The organism is Escherichia sp. WS3227_2 (assembly GCF_046486495.1).
Lineage (GTDB): Bacteria > Pseudomonadota > Gammaproteobacteria > Enterobacterales > Enterobacteriaceae > Escherichia > Escherichia coli.
In genome coordinates this window covers 210,713-225,412 of sequence record NZ_JBJQLG010000005.1, presented here as the reverse complement: position 1 = coordinate 225,412, position 14,700 = coordinate 210,713, and the positions used below count along the sequence as shown (strand labels likewise).

Genomic DNA, 14,700 nt, shown 5'->3' with positions numbered 1-14,700 from the left:
GCACATCGAATGATGCAAATTAGAGATTTTGTGCAATCTAACGAGGGACTGAAACCTGAAAAAATTGTTTCGGAAATAAACATTCAAATTGAACGTATTAAAAAGTGATGGCTGAAGCAATTCTGAAACACTAATTCATATTCTATGTTATTCATACCAATGTGGATTTAACTCCCACCAACCCACCAACCATGATTGGGCGGCGCAATAAACTAATATCAATAAAAACAGCAAGTTATCATTCTAAACAGAACACCAACGGGATGGAGGAGAGACAAAAAATATCCAATGAAACCGTAGCGCGTCAGCATTCAAAAGCGGGGTTTCTTATTTTTACTTCACCAGTAACAAATACACTGTATCATAACTACATAAAAATGATTGTTCTGACTCAGATGAATTTCTTACTCTTGTGGAATGTCACTTAATGTTATTTATAGGTAAACAATGAAATCCGAAACGCTAACCATCCAGCAAATTTTCCAAAATCAACGACAATATCGTGTTCCATTCTATCAACGTGCCTACGTATGGACGCAACGAAACCAATGGTCAGCTTTGCTGGAGGATATCTTCGAAAAAGCACAGAGCCGACTTTCGGGAACAAAACCAACCCCTCATTTCCTCGGCGCGGTGGTGCTGGAACCTCAACTCAAAAACAGCTTGTTAGGTGTAGATACCATACATATTATTGACGGCCAGCAACGTTTAACCACTCTTCAATATATTCTGGCATCCATTCGATTATCATTGCGTGCTACAGGCCTTTCTGAACTGGAAGGGTTAGTATTGACTTGCTTGAAAAATACAAACGAAGCAACGATGAGAAATAAAAAGGTAGAATGCTTCAAACTGTGGCCAACTTTTCGAGATCAAACTCATTTTATTCAAAGTCTTAATGTTGATAATATTGACGATCTCCGTAATGTATTTTCTGATAGCTTCACGCAACATGGTACGTTACGTAAACATTTCAACCACCCGCCGTCACTAGAGGCATTATGGTTTTTTACTGAAGCCTTTATAAAATGGATTAAAATAGAAAACCACTCACCACAAGAAAATGCTGTAGCACTAATTGAGGCTGTCTTGACGGATCTGAAACTGGTAAGCATATTTCTCGAAGCTGAAGATGATGCCCAAATAATTTTTGAAACATTAAATGGGCGAGGAGCGGAACTTCATGCAACGGATCTTATTCGCAACTATATCTTTATGTGCGCTGAGCATGAAAATATTAATGCTATTGAATTATATGAAAATGAGTGGAAGATCTTTGAAGATAAATACTGGTCGGAAAAGCAACGCCGTGGACGTATTAATAAACCACGCATGGAGTGGCTTGTACATGCGACATTGCAATCAGAAAGGCAGCGTGAAATTGATCTGTCTCGCCTTTACAATGAGTATCGTGATTATGTAAGTAAGGACTTGCCTTCACAACGAGCAGATCTGCAAGTAAAGCGCCTCAAACAATATGCATCACAATATAAAGAATTGGTTGGTGGTTTTGGCACAACCCCCATCTCACACTTTGGACATCGCATCGCAGCCTATGATGTGACGACACTCTATCCGCTTGCTTTGTTCATTTCGATAGCTAACATCGCCGATGATGAGAAAGCAGCCATGTATAATGATCTTGTCTCCTACGTAGTACGAAGATCCGTATGTGGCCTGACGCCAAAGAATTACAACAATGTATTTATGAATGTATTGCGACACTTGTCTAAAACGGAAATTTCCAGTGTTGAGTTACGTAATATCCTCAATAGCTTAAATGGCGAAGCCTCACGTTGGCCTGGGGACTCAGAATTTCTCAACGCTTGCATCAATGCTCCACTTTATCCTGGCAGGCTCGACGCACCGAAAATGCGCTCAATGTTAACGGAACTTGAAAGAGAACTTTGTCGCCAAGTGAAGACAGAAAAGCCTGATGTTCCAAATCTTTCTAATCTCGATATCGATCATCTTATGCCTCAAAGTTGGTATTCCTGTTGGCCTCTCGAAAATGGTCATATGGTGACAAATTCAGATGCTACGGTAATGAACCAAATTGTTCTGTCTGGAACCGATCTTACCCCTGAACAGCTACTGGTAAGGAAACGGCAACAAGCGATAGCTACGTTGGGAAATCTAACTTTGCTTAACCTTAGCGTAAACCGTTCCGTTCAGAATGCTGTATTTCTGAAAAAACGTGATGCTCTCATCGTCCACACCAATCTACGACTGAACATACCACTTATACTTAAGGATAAATGGGATGAGAGTGAAATACTGGAGCGAGGTAAAAAGTTGGGGGAAATTGCATTGAAAGTATGGCCAAAATACGATTAATGCAATTAATAAAATGATTATAGCGGCCTTACATTAGTAAGGCCGCAACTCACTATTAAATCCTTTAATTTGCATCAAGAACAGCACTGTCAGCCCTAGGCTCTCGGACTTTGTACCGCTTATCTTGTCTTCAAAAATCAGCTCGCATCCTGCACAGTTCAACGCATTACGTTGTAGATCTGTGTTCTGGTCATTTATTGATACGCGTACATAGCTAATAAGCATGTTAAATCCCCCCAAGTAAAAGCAGGAATGATGCCATTTGCTCGTTATTTCTGCATTTTCATAAACGTTGGTTTGGGAGAAGGTTCTGCATTACCTGTTGGGGTGCCTGTTCCGTGGCCTTCAGCCACTCCGCCAACAGGCTGGCTGAAATGCAACGGTGCGCCTTTTTCTGCCGAAGAGTATCCGGAACTGGCAAAAGTTTACCTGACAAATAAATTGCCTGATTTACGCGGTGAGTTTATTCGTGGCTGGGATGACAGAAGAGGAATAGATACTAGCCGTAGCTTGCTTTCATCACAGGGCGATGCCATTCGAAATATAATTGGTGCATTAGTGGATGTCAGGTTCAATACCTATCCTTCTGATTCTGGCGTTTTTACAACCAGCGTCATCGGAGATGCTTCATCGGATTCAATTAAAGGTGGTTATGCAAAGCGAGTAACATTCGATGCTTCCAGAGTTGTTCCAACTGCAAACGAAAACCGACCTCGTAACATTGCCTTTAATTATATCGTGAGGGCTGCCTGATGAATAAAGTTGTCTTAAATAACGAACTCATTGCCATAAAAGCTGGAGACATAACCGTTTATAATTATAATGGTGAAACGCGGGAATATATTTCCACATCAACAGAATATCTTGCCATTGGTGTAGGCATTCCGGCATGTTCCTGTTTAGATGCTCCAGACTCATACAAAACTGGTTATGCAATTTGCCGTTCTGAAGATTTTAACTCATGGGTATATGTGCCAGACCATCGTGGTGAAATTGTCTATAGCACTGAAACAGGAGAATCAAAAGAAATCACAGCTCCGGGTGATTACCCTGATAATACAACCACTATCGCCCCGTTAACGCCATACGATAAATGGGATGGTGAGAAATGGGTGACGGATACCGTGGCACAGCATAGCGCCGCAGTAGATGCAGCAGAAGCACAGCGCCAGTCGCTGATTGATACTGCAATGGCCTCCATCAGTCTGATTCAACTGAAATTACAGGCCGGACGGAATCTGACGCAGTCAGAAACCAGCCGACTTAACACGGTGCTGGATTACATTGACGCGGTAACGGCAACAGATACCAGCACCGCGCCGGATGTCATCTGGCCTGAACTGCCGGAGACTGCGCAATAAACTCACCATCAATATATAAATCCCCCTGCTGTGTGTCAGCAGGGCATTCTTTCCATATTAATGATGGATGGAATCTTCCTTCAGGATTAATTTCCGTTATCTCTTCTACTTTATTTTCTTCAATTCTTGCCCACATATGAACCTCACCAGTAAATATAAACTGCGCCATCTGCTCCGGCACCCGACTGACCCGTTGATGAATTAGGACATAATCCAGCACCGCCACCTCCAGGCCCAACTGCTGATACCGCTTTTCCGTTAGCTGTATCTCTGAATGAACCTGCTCCTCCGGGGCCACCACCAGAACCACCATTACCAGCTCCCGATGCGGCAGACGCAATGGAACCTGGAGAACCTGGCCCAAGCGATGTATTAATTGTTCCCCCAACACCAACTGCGCCTAACCCTCCGGAAGGCTGGCCTCCGCTATAGCCTCCGGAAGCTGACATGTAAGTCCCGAAACTGCTCGAGCCACCATTTTTACCGTTTACAGAAATACCAGACACAGGCGCACCACCGGCACCAACCGTAATCGAAACACTGTTAATACCAGTTAAATCTACCAGTCCCTCAGCAACTCCGCCCCCACCACCTCCTCCGCCACATGTAACGGCTGAAGCGGTTATTGAACCTATCCCTCCTGACGCACCGCCACCAATAACTTTGACGTAACATTTTCTTCCTTTGCGCAACTCTTCAGGAACAGTCCAGCTTGTTACTCCAGCCGTTGTGAAGGCAACTAGATTTCTGAACCCAAATGAGCCTTCTCCCAAACCAAGGTTTTCGAGAGCCGTTTTCACCGTGCCATCCGATTTGATATCGCCAAACGGATTCTTGCGGCTTAACAGCAGCGCACGAAGCGCGGTAAGCAACTGGTCGTGCCGCCCCTTCTCCAGGCTGGCACCGGATGCCTCCACCACGCTGCAAAGCTCCTCCTGCAACATGTCAAAGTAGTCATCATCCAGATCGGTGGCAGGTGTGCCGGTCTGGGGGTTACCACGGGTAAAACCGTTCTTACCCGCGCCGAACTTATCCTTCTGCGCGGTTTTCGTGTCTATACGATGCATGGATTACTCCGGATATTTAAAAATTACGTAGGTATGCGACGGGCAGAGTTTGTTAAGCACACACTCAACAACGGTGTCGCCCCAGATACGCAGTGCGGAAGCACAGGGATCGCCACATGTCATCCAAGTGGTGTTGGTGGCAGCTGGCATGTTGACCTGCCAGTAATACCGCCATTCCGGCGCATTCACCGCGTCAGTACAGGCCGATGAGCAGGTGAACGTGCTTTTGTCGTATCGCGTGATGTTGGCATCTGGTCTGCCCAGGGCAGCAAGCTGTGCAAGATAAAAATCCTCGTTGATGCCGCCCACCAGGTTAACCTTCGCATCCAGCCGTTGCTGACGCTGGCGAAGGGTCTGCGTTCCCGCCGGAATACATTCATCCGGCAGACCGCACAGACGCTCCCAGCGGTTTATCAGTTCAGTGGTGGTGCGCGGATCCAGCTCCCGCATCAGGGCATCCGCACGCTGATGAACACGGGTTAATGAAGGTGCCGCACCGGCAATCGCCGGATCGCTGGCTGACCACGCCGGACCGGGCGGCAACAGTGCCGATAACAGGCGGATGTAATCATCGTTTGTCACGTCCATGAAATCGTCCCCAGTACCGCCAGTTCGTTTTTCGCAATGGAGATATTGTCCACCGGTGCAAGCAACTGATGGCTGTATTCCCCGTTCGCACCGGAAATCGCCTCACTGATACGCGATACCTTCAGGTCTCCCTGCGGATAACCATCACGCAGCAGGAACGAACGCAACTCCGCGGTAATGGCAGCCCGTATTTCTGGTGTGTCCGGCGTCACGCGGATATGAAAATCCACCGTATGTGCCACCGGCCTGAATACATACAAATCAGAGCCTGCCACCGGGGCCAGTGGCCCGATATGTTGTCTTGCCGCCGTTTCCGTTGATTCTTCCGGAATGGGGTTAATCAGGTCACTGCTGGCTATCATCACACCGACAGTCCCCGTTCCCATCCAGTGTCGGTATGTCCATGCGCGGGTAATGCCGGGCACTTCTTTAGCCCAGACGACATAGTCCCCGTCAGCCCCGCCCTGAGGCGTCCAGTAATACCGCTCAATGACGCGGGCGCGCCACGTTTCCAGCTCTTCAATATCAAATCCACCTGTCAGGGTATCTGCCTCGCCGGAAGACGGCAGACCATTAACCGGCGTGACCAGGATTAATGACGTACCGTCGTCAGCGTTACCGACCGCGCCTGCACTTGAGCAGGCGATCGGCACGCGCAGGACACCACCGGTGCTGGTTGCATCGGCAGTTGCCGTGTACTGAACCAGGTCATCGCGCTGAATAACACTTCCGGCGGTCACCTTCAGGCCATCGCTGACACCTTCCCAGCGCATATACCCGCTGGCAGCCGTGGCCCCCTTGCGCGGACACCGTTTCATCGCAGCATGTCGCGCCAGCCAGGACTCATCGCACAGGTCAGGCAGCATGTTCATTGCCAGATAATCGATGTACCCGTAAACCGTATGCAGCGCCGCCGCATACACCTTTGCCCGCACGTCTTCATCCATGCGCCGGAGCGTGTCGCTGACGTCCAGCCTGGCGAATAAATCGTTACGGAGCATACTGATATTTTCTGCCAGCGTCGGGCGCTGAAATTCACTGTCCGCCATGCGTTATCGCACTCCACAGATCATCAAAAGAAATCATTACCGGTCCGTCACGACGCCAGAGAGTGATACTGTTACCCAGTTCATTAATCCCGGTGCGGCGGATATCCAGATCAATACGGGACACCACGCCGTCATCAATCATCCATTGCAGGCATTCGCGGATATACCCCCTTACCGTCTGCACCAGCTGATTGGTCAGTTTGCTGCGCTGAAGCAGCCACAGTCGGGAGCCGTAACGGTCATTCTGTACCGCAGGCCAGGTATCCCCCCACCATCCCATCGGGACGTCGGCATTGTCATCAGGCTCCGCCCGCCGCCAGGTAAACAGGGAAATCACCACGGCGCGGGTCAGCGGATCCAGCGGTGCGCTGGCGCAGGTGCGTTTACCGTTCACCGTCAGCCACAGTTCCATCATGCCTCCATCGCTTTATCAGGTTTGTCGGTGTTACTGCCCTGACCGTTCTCTCTGTGACGATGCCCGTTATAGGCAAGCCGCATCGCTGACATGGTGGTGCCGCCGGAGTCGCACAGGTCTTTCACCTGTCCGGTCACTTCAAGGTCCATTTCAAAACGTGCTTTAGGTGAATTGCGAAACGTGATCGTTTTACCTGCACCGTCCACCACGATCCCCTCCCGGGTCAGCGTCACGGACTGCCCCTGATCGTCATAGACAGCCACCTCACCCGTCTGCAGCCCTTTCAGGCGGTAGCGCCGGTCCGACACCGTAACAACCACCGCATGAGAACGGTCGCCATCCGGAAACAACACCACCGCTTCCGCACCGCTGTTTGCCCTTGCGGTAAAACCGTAGGGTTCAAGATGTTCAACCCCGGCTTTGGGTTCACCGGCAATCAGGGACACATCCACGGTCTGACATTTCGTGGCGGCACTGATGCTTTTCACCACCGCCCGCCCAATCAGGCCGAGGAGTTGTCGCTGTATGGTTTCAATCGCCTTCATCAGAACGGGTCCTCCTGTACTCTGGCTTTTTTCTTTTTCCGCGCGCCGGGGGCTTCGGGTTCAGGCAGATAAGCATCAGGTGGGCCGACACGGATTTCCGTCAGGGTGCCATTCTGGTCCTGAGTAAACGTGACTTCCGAGACAAGCAGTTCGGTATTGTCGAAACCACAGACCGGATCGAAGACAATCACCCGCTGGTTGGGCTGCCACAGCGTACCGTTACCCTGTCGCCAGCCCTGCACCACATAGGTGGTTTCATCCGTCCGCGCCGCCCGTTGCCGGGCTTCAAAGTCAGCACGGGCAATACAGCCTGCCCCCGTGGCCTGCCCTGTCTGCCTGATATACATCGGACGGTAACGGGCAATAAATGCGTCCTCTGTGCGGGCCCGCAGCGCGGTGGTGGTGGCCTCACCGAAATCATCGTCGTTTCCGGCACGCTGCCCCGCCACCTGGTAAACTGAAAACCGCTCCCGGATACTCTTCTCCGTATCACAGGAAAGGATGTTTTCCCCAAGTACCAGCGCGGTATGTGCCCGCGTTGAGCCAATACCGCCAATCACCAGCCTGCCGTGCGGGTCGTCATAAGCCAGCGCCTGCTGCTGACCGAGTATTTTGTTGATTACCTCAATCACCGTTTCACCGTGATCAGGCTGGACATCAGGAATAACACCCGACGGCGCACCGCTGTTCACCACCTCAATGCCGAAAGGCGCAGCAAGCGCCTGCGCAATCTGTACCAGCGATCGTCCGTTAAACTGTGTCGGTTCGGCTGCACAGTCAATCAGGTCAGCGGTCAGACTGCGTCCGGCAATACCGGTGCTGACCGAACGGGCATCGTAACGAACGGGCGTCGCCTCCACCCAGCCGGTGATCACCAGCTCATCACCAATCAGCACCTCCACTTTTGAACCGTTTTTAATGCGCGGCTGAAGCGTGGTGATACCCTCATCTCCCGGCCACTGGCGGGTGATCTCCACACTGAAATCCCGCGCCAGTCGTTCAACACCGGCACCGATGCGCACCGATGTCCAGCCATTCCACTCCCGGCCATTTACCCGTAGCGTGACGTTATCGTTCATTGTACTGGCACCTTCAGAGGGATCACCGGCACAAAGCCGGGATGCGTAATGGCATTACGCCGGATAATGTCCGCGTCACGCGCCGCGTTATCAAACCAGGTCGCCGCCAGCACCAGCGCGGGTAAAACCTCATCCGGCGTGCGCTGAATGATCCGTGCAGACTGTTCAAGGCGCGTGTTGATATCCGCATTCAGATCTGCTTTCACCCGGCGCAGCGCCAGAAACAGCGCATCACTGGTTGTACGGGACAACTCCTTATCAATTGCCGTATTCAGTGTGTCGCGAATGTCAGTCAGTTCTTCCCACGTCGGCAGATCAACCGTGTTTTTCACCGCCGGTGCATTGTTCAGTGCCGGATGCGTGACGGAAGGCCAGCCGGTGCTCTGCGCAGCTGTTGTTGCCTGCCCCACTGCGGCATTCTGCATCACCGCGGAAGTTGTTGGCGCAGGCAATCGGGTGACGGCATACGCCGCTTCGCTGATTGCGGTCGTACGAAGGGTGCTGGCAACCACGTTACGCTGCTGCGTCGCCGTGGCGGTGGTTTTACTGTCCGTTTTCCAGACGCCGCGCGGTTGCAGATCGCTGCCGAGGCTGACACCGGAAAGCGTTTTGATCATGGTGACCAGGTCGCTGGCGTTACCATAAAGGCGTTTCCCGGTACGCCACATTTTCTGCACCTGCTCAACGAAATTTTTGCCTGACGATGGCGGCGGCAGAAGTACCGAGATATCCCCCTGCAACAGCCTGGCGGCATCCGATACGGCAGAATCCACCACTTTCATCGCATCAGAAATATACCCAAGCATTGTGCCGGCATTACCGACGACGTCGTTCTGCACAAAATCTGCCACGCCATCGATACTGAAACCACTGAAACTGTCACTGATGCAGTCATCCAGTGCAGAACAGGATGACATCAGCGTCTGCGCCGTCGCCGCACCTGATGTGGGGTAAGAGAGTTCTCCCGCTTCGACAAACTTCAGGTCAAAGCGGACAATACGCCCTTCACTTTTCGATGTGCTGACCCGAACTTCCCCGTCAACACAGACTTTCAGCTCACCATATGTCGGGTGGACAAGCGTGCCGGGACCGGGTTTATTCAGCGCTTCAATCAGGCGATCGCGCTGGTCAAAGCAGTCATCTCCCACCACATAAGCTGTGATGGACGGGCGGAAAGTGACTTTTCCCAGATCTTCGGTATAGGGTTTGTCGCGGTTCGGATATTCGTGTGTTTCCACACGACGGCCGGTTCCCGCACTTTCTTCTTCAACCTTAAACGGCACACCTCGAAATGACGCATCCTGAAGCCTGTCTTTCCACGTCATATACACTCCGAAAAAAAAGCCACCTATTAGAAGGTGGCCTTGTAATGAATTTTATTAATTAGCGAGTCAGAAACAACGAATCTTTATACTTTTGCTGTTGTTCATTTAAATACTTAGCTGTTTCATCGCTGGCAAATGGAAATATTACCGTATTTTTAGGCATGGTAATTTCTTTTTTGTCCAGCGTCAGAGTAAACATAGGAACATACTGAGCAGAGTAACGCACCGCAGAAATGAGCTCTAGTTTAGACTCTTCAACAACACTTAAATTATCCAGGCTAACTTTCTCTTCATCTTTTTTCTTTGACGCATTTAAAGTTTTTATTACTTTATTTAATTTCTCCTGAAAATCCTCCTTAAAGTTTTCAGGATTGCCGTCGACAACAAGAATCTGTTCACCCTGATTATCTGGAAAAATAATCTTTGCACTTATCAATTTATTTTCTTTATAAACATCACCAAGTTTTATGGCTCCTCCAGATAACTGAATAATATGTTCATCTTTAAAGGAGATGTTGCCAGAGATTATGAGAGATGAAAAAATAGCCGCTGCTCCAAGAATTACACTTGCTGTGATATAGCCTTTCATTTTTCGCCTATTAACATTTTTCTAAATGTGCATTAATTCTATCACTCTATTTATGACTTACAACCAGCAATACCTGTGAGGGGAATCCTGGCTACCAAAATCGGGTATAGCCAACATCGTGATTTATATCAATGCCACTGGAGCGTGTTTCCGTAACCCGCATACCTGATGGCATATTTATAAATGATACCTTGATCTCACCATCAACTTTTGGCGCGGTAGCTTTATTAATCATGAAGGGATTCGGGCCTGTGGCACCGGAGGCGTTGTTTGCCTGAGCCGGATCCACCTCCGGATAAGGAGTGTATCCCCGTGGCGGTATTCCCGTCCCATAAGCATCATAAGCACCCGCGCCCCACTGCGCCGAGTTAATGGCATCGACCGTGTCACCGGAACTGTCGGTAAACCACTCAATAATTGGCTTCAGCTTGTCCCACATATCCTGAAACCACTTAACAACCGGTCCCCAGTTATTGATCACCATTCCCAGCGGCGACCAGGCAAAAACTTTCTTCAGAAGTTCCCAGCCAGCCTCAAAATAAGGACCAATGGTTTCCCAGAGCTTCTTAAAATAAGGTCCGACAACATCCCAGTTAGTGATAATTAATCCCGCAGCCAGAGCAATCGCCGTCGCAATCATGCCAATCGGCGTCATCGACATAATCCTGCTGACAATACTGATGGCACTGCCCACGCCCATCAATCCCAGTTTCAGAATCGCAAGACCGGCAGCAAGCCCGACGACGCTGCGAATAACCCGGGGATTTTCATCCGCAAACTTCGTGAATTTTTCCCCTAACTCCCCCAGCCATTGCGTGATATTTTTGGCGTCACCAGAAAATGCGCCGCCAATAGCCGCAAGGCCGTTAGTTGCGGTCCCCGTCATTGCCTCCCACAGGTTGGACAGCGTACCAAGCTGGGCCTGAACACGTTTATTCAGGCTAGCCTGTTTATTCATCTTCTGCTGGATCTGATCGTAACCATCCTTTCCTTTATCGATCAGAGCATTGACCACCTGAAGGGTTTCGGCATCATCACCAAATATTGCCTTAAGTACACCTGTTCGCTTAACGTCGGTCAGTTTTCGCAGCTTTGCCAGTTGCTTAAACATGTTATCAAGACCGCCAAAACTCCCTTTGCCGTCAGTAAAATCGAGCTGCACTCCGAGTTTCTGGCGGGCCATGACTTTATTGACGTCCCTGATTTTCTTAACGCTTAATCCGGACTGGATAACTTTTCGCAGGGCATTACCTGCCGACTCCCCGTTCATCCCCATCTGATCCATCATGACGCTGATAGGGGCAAGGCTCTGTGCAGCCTGAAGACCGTCCTTATTCACCATTTTCAGAACAGAACTGGTTTTAGTGAAGAAGGACAACATGTTGGTATCATCAACGCCCAGATAAAACGCCTTCTGGATAGTGTCGAACAGCCCCATCATGTCTTCTGACGCCGTTCCGGTAGCATCCTGCATCTTTGCAGCAAACTCAGCAGCCGCTTCCGGTGTTTTTTTCAGTTGTACCGCAAGATAAGCTGTCGCTTTACCCACACCACCAAGAATGTTTTCTGCCGGGATCCCCTGACGCACCAGCATCTGCATCATGTTCTGGAAATCAGCCGTTGTACCGGGTAGCTGGTTACCCAGACCAATAGCCAGTTTATTGATGTCCTGAAAGCGCTTTCCGACCTCACCGTTCGCATCCATCATGGCAACTTTCAGCCCGGTGGCGGCGTTTTCCTGATCGGCATAAGATTTCAGGGAAAGCGTCAGACCCGCAGCCAGTCCGCCACCAAGCGCCAGCCCACCCTGTGACGCTTCTTCCGCCTGGCGTTTAAATCCCCGGATTTTCTTTTGCATTTTCGACAGCGCGGGAGAAAGCCTGTCGACACCGGTGATCAACGCCTTAAGCTCAAATTCCGCCATGTGTGCGTTTCTCCTGCTCTATCCTGTTTGCCTGACTGACCAGCAAGGGAATTTCACTGATCGGCATATTCAGCAATTCGAAAGGATTAATGCGCCAGTAGCTGGCGCAGTCAAAGAAGCGATCAGTGAGGTATTCAGCCGTCAAGCCTGGAGGAAAAAACCAGCCACAAGCCACGCCGCTGCATTCAGGTCTGCCGGAGACATCTGGTCGACAGAGCTTTGCGGCACTTTCGCCAGCCGCACAATGTATTTCGACACCACATGCGCCAGAAGTCTGACTGACTCATCCTGATTCATCTGGTAGGGATACCCCAGCTCGCGGACATCCTTCCCGGTGGGTTCATCAAACTCCAGTACGGAGAGTGTCTCGCCATGAGCAGTAATCGGTTTCTTTAACTCAAGCTCTTTCATTACTGGTAATCCCCTTCTTCACCGTGGAACTCAAGATCAACCGTGCCTTCTTCGGCATTATGGTTCGCTTCGCCGTGCAGCCAGGCAGACGACAGTACATAGACCTGACCGTTCGCCAGCTCGGCAGTGATGGTCATCTCATCAGACGAGGTGATTTTGCTTACCGGAAAATTCTTCGGCACCTTGAAGGTCCCTTTGACATAAGGCGCACGGTGAGTTTCCTTGCGGTCCACTGAACCGTCCAGGCCGATGATGTCATCGTTAACCGTTTTGTTCATGGGCACCTCAATGCCGCCGGTCAGCGATAGCTGCTGACCGTCAATTTTGAAATAACAGGTTCCCCCGATACGGGCCATTATGCAGACTCCTCTGAATACTGAAGACGGAACTGATTAACCACGGCAAAGACACGCAGCTGGTTAACATAGTCAGGCGGGAACAGCGTGTTCAGGCGGTTCGGATCGCTGGCATCACGCTCCACAACCAGGTACTGCTTAAACAGTTCGTAGTTTTCCACGATCCCCGCACGCTCAAGCTGACGGTAGGTTGCCAACAGTTCCCCTTTGATCACCGCCGGGGTGACAATCGCCTGACCGGGACCAAAGCGGGTACCGTCGCTGGCAAGCTTGTGACGCCCGTACTTACTGGTAATGACGGATTTCAGTTTGCGCAGTACATACGCACTGGTATGCAGCGTCTCGCTGTCGAGGTAGCTGTTATCCGCAACCCCGTAAGCGTTTTTCCTGTACGTGGTGACATCACGCTGAATGCGCAGTACCCCGCTTTCGACATACGCCGTTGCCACGCCATGAGACAGCAGGGTCTGTTGTTCGGTCATCGTGAACCGTTTCCCCTTCGGCGCAGGCAGCATACCCACCAGCTCACCGGTCTGCGTGGGACGTGCCGGATCGTTGCGGATAAACACCGCTGCGCGGGCGGTACGGCTTGCCGCCAGCTCGTCGGCAGGCGTCTGGGTGTCTTTTTCGTACCCCGCCAGGGTAATGTGCTGCTGGTTAAACTGGTCACCTGCGGTCACCAGTTCTGACAGCGTGCCGATCTTTGCCGTATACACATGACCATACAGCTGACGCGCATAGCTCCAGCGACCGCTGGTATCGTTCATCTCGGTCACCAGCGTGTTAACGGAGGCCGTGTCGTTGAACGGCAGGCCGATATAATCAAACGGCTCATCCGCCATTGCAGCCACCGCGCCGGTGAGAACCGGAGCACCCGTTCCGGCGGTACCCGTCGCCACGGCAATCTGTACGCCCGCTGGCAGCACTTCGCTCCCACCAAAGCCGTAGTAATTGAGGCTGACAGGAATTTCATTCCCGCAAAGCCCCTTATGACGCGCGGTCAGTGTGACCACGCCTGCCGAAGATGAAGCCGTAAACGGCAGGGTCGGAACGGCATTGATGGCATCCTGGATACTGCTGGCAATCATCGTGACGTTATCGCCGTTAGTCACCGGTGCCTGCACGCGGGTACGTCCCACATACACATTCACCGTGCCGGTTTCGGTTGCCGCCCCGGTCACCGTCAGCGTAACCGTTGCCGCCGCGCCTGTGGATTCAGGAACGGCAATCACATACAGCTCGCCAAACGGGTCAGTCTGGCGATAAGCCTCGACCATACGCGCCAGCTGACTTCCCGCACCACAAATCTGGCGTGCATAGTCTGCCGACGGCATCAGTACCAGACTGTTGGCAACAATCTCTGCACCGTTATTGGCATGACCAATCAGCAGCGATGCTCCGCTGTCCTGTGCAGTATTCGCCGCCTGGTTATCCATTTCCGCATAAAACAACGGAACCAGCGTATTCGACGGAATGGTGTTAAAGCTTATCGTCATCGGTATTCACCTTTTTATTCACGCGCCGGATATCACCCGCTGCTTCACGGCGCAGCCAGTAGTTGTTCTCGTCAACATTTCGCCCTTCGGCGGGCAAAAGGTCGCCGCGGGCAGGATCAGGAACTGACCGCCCTTTAACAGGTTTGACAAACATGAGG

16 protein-coding genes and 2 pseudogenes are annotated in these 14,700 nt (G+C 51.0%); 3 read left to right on the top strand and 15 right to left on the bottom strand.

The features are described from left to right. Window positions 1–447 precede the first annotated feature (447 nt). Window positions 448–2,337, top strand: a complete 1,890-nt coding sequence (locus ACJHXB_RS09510) for a DUF262 domain-containing protein (protein WP_000834396.1) — start codon at window positions 448–450, stop codon at window positions 2,335–2,337. Between the two features lie 81 nt (window positions 2,338–2,418). Here the strand turns inward: ACJHXB_RS09510 and ACJHXB_RS09505 are convergent. Further along, a pseudogene (locus ACJHXB_RS09505) lies at window positions 2,419–2,562 on the bottom strand (recombinase family protein); the annotation flags it as partial. 30 nt (window positions 2,563–2,592) lie between these two features. Here ACJHXB_RS09505 and ACJHXB_RS09500 point away from each other — a divergent pair. Both ACJHXB_RS09500 and ACJHXB_RS09495 read left to right on the top strand, forming a co-directional pair. After that, window positions 2,593–3,090 (top strand): phage tail protein, encoded by a 498-nt coding sequence (locus ACJHXB_RS09500; protein ID WP_001115589.1) that lies wholly within the window; start codon window positions 2,593–2,595, stop codon window positions 3,088–3,090. Then, window positions 3,090–3,698 carry a tail fiber assembly protein gene (locus tag ACJHXB_RS09495; protein WP_001045545.1) on the top strand — a complete coding sequence of 203 codons (609 nt, stop codon included), beginning with the start codon at window positions 3,090–3,092 and terminating at the stop codon, window positions 3,696–3,698. Before ACJHXB_RS09500 ends, ACJHXB_RS09495 begins: the two co-directional genes overlap by 1 nt. On the opposite strand, the gene ACJHXB_RS09490 is transcribed toward ACJHXB_RS09495, so the two are convergent. From ACJHXB_RS09490 to ACJHXB_RS09425, 14 genes and pseudogenes are all read right to left on the bottom strand, one after another. Next, a complete protein-coding gene (locus ACJHXB_RS09490) occupies window positions 3,664–3,867 on the bottom strand; it encodes a hypothetical protein (protein ID WP_071556292.1) in 204 nt (67 codons plus the stop codon). The two genes, ACJHXB_RS09495 and ACJHXB_RS09490, sit on opposite strands and share 35 nt — an antisense overlap. A gap of 589 nt (window positions 3,868–4,456) precedes the next feature. Further along, window positions 4,457–4,765, bottom strand: a pseudogene (gene stfP / locus ACJHXB_RS09485) (protein StfP); the annotation flags it as partial. A 3-nt stretch (window positions 4,766–4,768) separates the two neighbouring features. Then, on the bottom strand, window positions 4,769–5,353 hold the full coding sequence (locus ACJHXB_RS09480) for a YmfQ family protein (protein ID WP_000383560.1): 585 nt from the start codon (window positions 5,351–5,353) through the stop codon (window positions 4,769–4,771). Beyond that, window positions 5,344–6,402, bottom strand: a complete 1,059-nt coding sequence (locus ACJHXB_RS09475; protein ID WP_410233487.1) for a baseplate J/gp47 family protein — start codon at window positions 6,400–6,402, stop codon at window positions 5,344–5,346. Before ACJHXB_RS09475 ends, ACJHXB_RS09480 begins: the two co-directional genes overlap by 10 nt. Then, on the bottom strand, window positions 6,389–6,814 hold the full coding sequence (locus ACJHXB_RS09470; protein WP_000424732.1) for a phage GP46 family protein: 426 nt from the start codon (window positions 6,812–6,814) through the stop codon (window positions 6,389–6,391). Before ACJHXB_RS09470 ends, ACJHXB_RS09475 begins: the two co-directional genes overlap by 14 nt. Beyond that, entirely contained in the window at window positions 6,814–7,362 is a 549-nt protein-coding gene (locus ACJHXB_RS09465; RefSeq protein WP_000643721.1) for a phage baseplate assembly protein V, read from the bottom strand. The genes ACJHXB_RS09470 and ACJHXB_RS09465 overlap by 1 nt, the downstream gene beginning before the upstream one ends. Further along, the gene (locus ACJHXB_RS09460; RefSeq protein WP_000999527.1) at window positions 7,362–8,441 is read right to left on the bottom strand and encodes a phage baseplate assembly protein; all 1,080 of its coding nucleotides are present in this window, start codon (window positions 8,439–8,441) and stop codon (window positions 7,362–7,364) included. Before ACJHXB_RS09460 ends, ACJHXB_RS09465 begins: the two co-directional genes overlap by 1 nt. After that, complete coding sequence (locus tag ACJHXB_RS09455; RefSeq protein WP_001469317.1) at window positions 8,438–9,766, bottom strand: DNA circularization protein; 1,329 nt, start codon at window positions 9,764–9,766, stop codon at window positions 8,438–8,440. Before ACJHXB_RS09455 ends, ACJHXB_RS09460 begins: the two co-directional genes overlap by 4 nt. Window positions 9,767–9,824: 58 nt before the next feature. After that, the gene (locus tag ACJHXB_RS09450) at window positions 9,825–10,355 is read right to left on the bottom strand and encodes a hypothetical protein (RefSeq protein ID WP_000679480.1); all 531 of its coding nucleotides are present in this window, start codon (window positions 10,353–10,355) and stop codon (window positions 9,825–9,827) included. Between the two features lie 91 nt (window positions 10,356–10,446). Then, on the bottom strand, window positions 10,447–12,279 hold the full coding sequence (locus ACJHXB_RS09445; RefSeq protein WP_000807179.1) for a phage tail tape measure protein: 1,833 nt from the start codon (window positions 12,277–12,279) through the stop codon (window positions 10,447–10,449). A gap of 141 nt (window positions 12,280–12,420) precedes the next feature. Continuing rightward, window positions 12,421–12,690 (bottom strand): phage tail assembly protein, encoded by a 270-nt coding sequence (locus ACJHXB_RS09440; protein ID WP_000661054.1) that lies wholly within the window; start codon window positions 12,688–12,690, stop codon window positions 12,421–12,423. After that, window positions 12,690–13,046: a phage tail tube protein gene (locus ACJHXB_RS09435; protein ID WP_000090993.1), complete on the bottom strand. Its 357-nt coding sequence runs from the start codon at window positions 13,044–13,046 to the stop codon at window positions 12,690–12,692. The genes ACJHXB_RS09440 and ACJHXB_RS09435 overlap by 1 nt, the downstream gene beginning before the upstream one ends. Further along, on the bottom strand, window positions 13,046–14,542 hold the full coding sequence (locus ACJHXB_RS09430) for a phage tail sheath subtilisin-like domain-containing protein (protein WP_000155713.1): 1,497 nt from the start codon (window positions 14,540–14,542) through the stop codon (window positions 13,046–13,048). Before ACJHXB_RS09430 ends, ACJHXB_RS09435 begins: the two co-directional genes overlap by 1 nt. After that, window positions 14,526–14,696 (bottom strand): DUF2635 domain-containing protein, encoded by a 171-nt coding sequence (locus ACJHXB_RS09425; RefSeq protein WP_000497751.1) that lies wholly within the window; start codon window positions 14,694–14,696, stop codon window positions 14,526–14,528. Before ACJHXB_RS09425 ends, ACJHXB_RS09430 begins: the two co-directional genes overlap by 17 nt. Window positions 14,697–14,700: the final 4 nt, after the last annotated feature.

Coding starts and splice junctions, on each gene's coding strand:
- ACJHXB_RS09470 (WP_000424732.1), bottom strand. CDS start 6,814: ATGGAACTGTGGCTGACGGTGAACGGTAAACGCACCTGCGCCAGCGCA.
- ACJHXB_RS09495 (WP_001045545.1), top strand. CDS start 3,090: ATGAATAAAGTTGTCTTAAATAACGAACTCATTGCCATAAAAGCTGGA.
- ACJHXB_RS09445 (WP_000807179.1), bottom strand. CDS start 12,279: ATGGCGGAATTTGAGCTTAAGGCGTTGATCACCGGTGTCGACAGGCTT.
- ACJHXB_RS09480 (WP_000383560.1), bottom strand. CDS start 5,353: ATGGACGTGACAAACGATGATTACATCCGCCTGTTATCGGCACTGTTG.
- ACJHXB_RS09490 (WP_071556292.1), bottom strand. CDS start 3,867: ATGGCGCAGTTTATATTTACTGGTGAGGTTCATATGTGGGCAAGAATT.
- ACJHXB_RS09440 (WP_000661054.1), bottom strand. CDS start 12,690: ATGAAAGAGCTTGAGTTAAAGAAACCGATTACTGCTCATGGCGAGACA.
- ACJHXB_RS09465 (WP_000643721.1), bottom strand. CDS start 7,362: ATGAAGGCGATTGAAACCATACAGCGACAACTCCTCGGCCTGATTGGG.
- ACJHXB_RS09430 (WP_000155713.1), bottom strand. CDS start 14,542: ATGACGATAAGCTTTAACACCATTCCGTCGAATACGCTGGTTCCGTTG.
- ACJHXB_RS09460 (WP_000999527.1), bottom strand. CDS start 8,441: ATGAACGATAACGTCACGCTACGGGTAAATGGCCGGGAGTGGAATGGC.
- ACJHXB_RS09510 (WP_000834396.1), top strand. CDS start 448: ATGAAATCCGAAACGCTAACCATCCAGCAAATTTTCCAAAATCAACGA.
- ACJHXB_RS09455 (WP_001469317.1), bottom strand. CDS start 9,766: ATGACGTGGAAAGACAGGCTTCAGGATGCGTCATTTCGAGGTGTGCCG.
- ACJHXB_RS09500 (WP_001115589.1), top strand. CDS start 2,593: ATGCCATTTGCTCGTTATTTCTGCATTTTCATAAACGTTGGTTTGGGA.
- ACJHXB_RS09450 (WP_000679480.1), bottom strand. CDS start 10,355: ATGAAAGGCTATATCACAGCAAGTGTAATTCTTGGAGCAGCGGCTATT.
- ACJHXB_RS09435 (WP_000090993.1), bottom strand. CDS start 13,046: ATGGCCCGTATCGGGGGAACCTGTTATTTCAAAATTGACGGTCAGCAG.
- ACJHXB_RS09425 (WP_000497751.1), bottom strand. CDS start 14,696: ATGTTTGTCAAACCTGTTAAAGGGCGGTCAGTTCCTGATCCTGCCCGC.
- ACJHXB_RS09475 (WP_410233487.1), bottom strand. CDS start 6,402: ATGGCGGACAGTGAATTTCAGCGCCCGACGCTGGCAGAAAATATCAGT.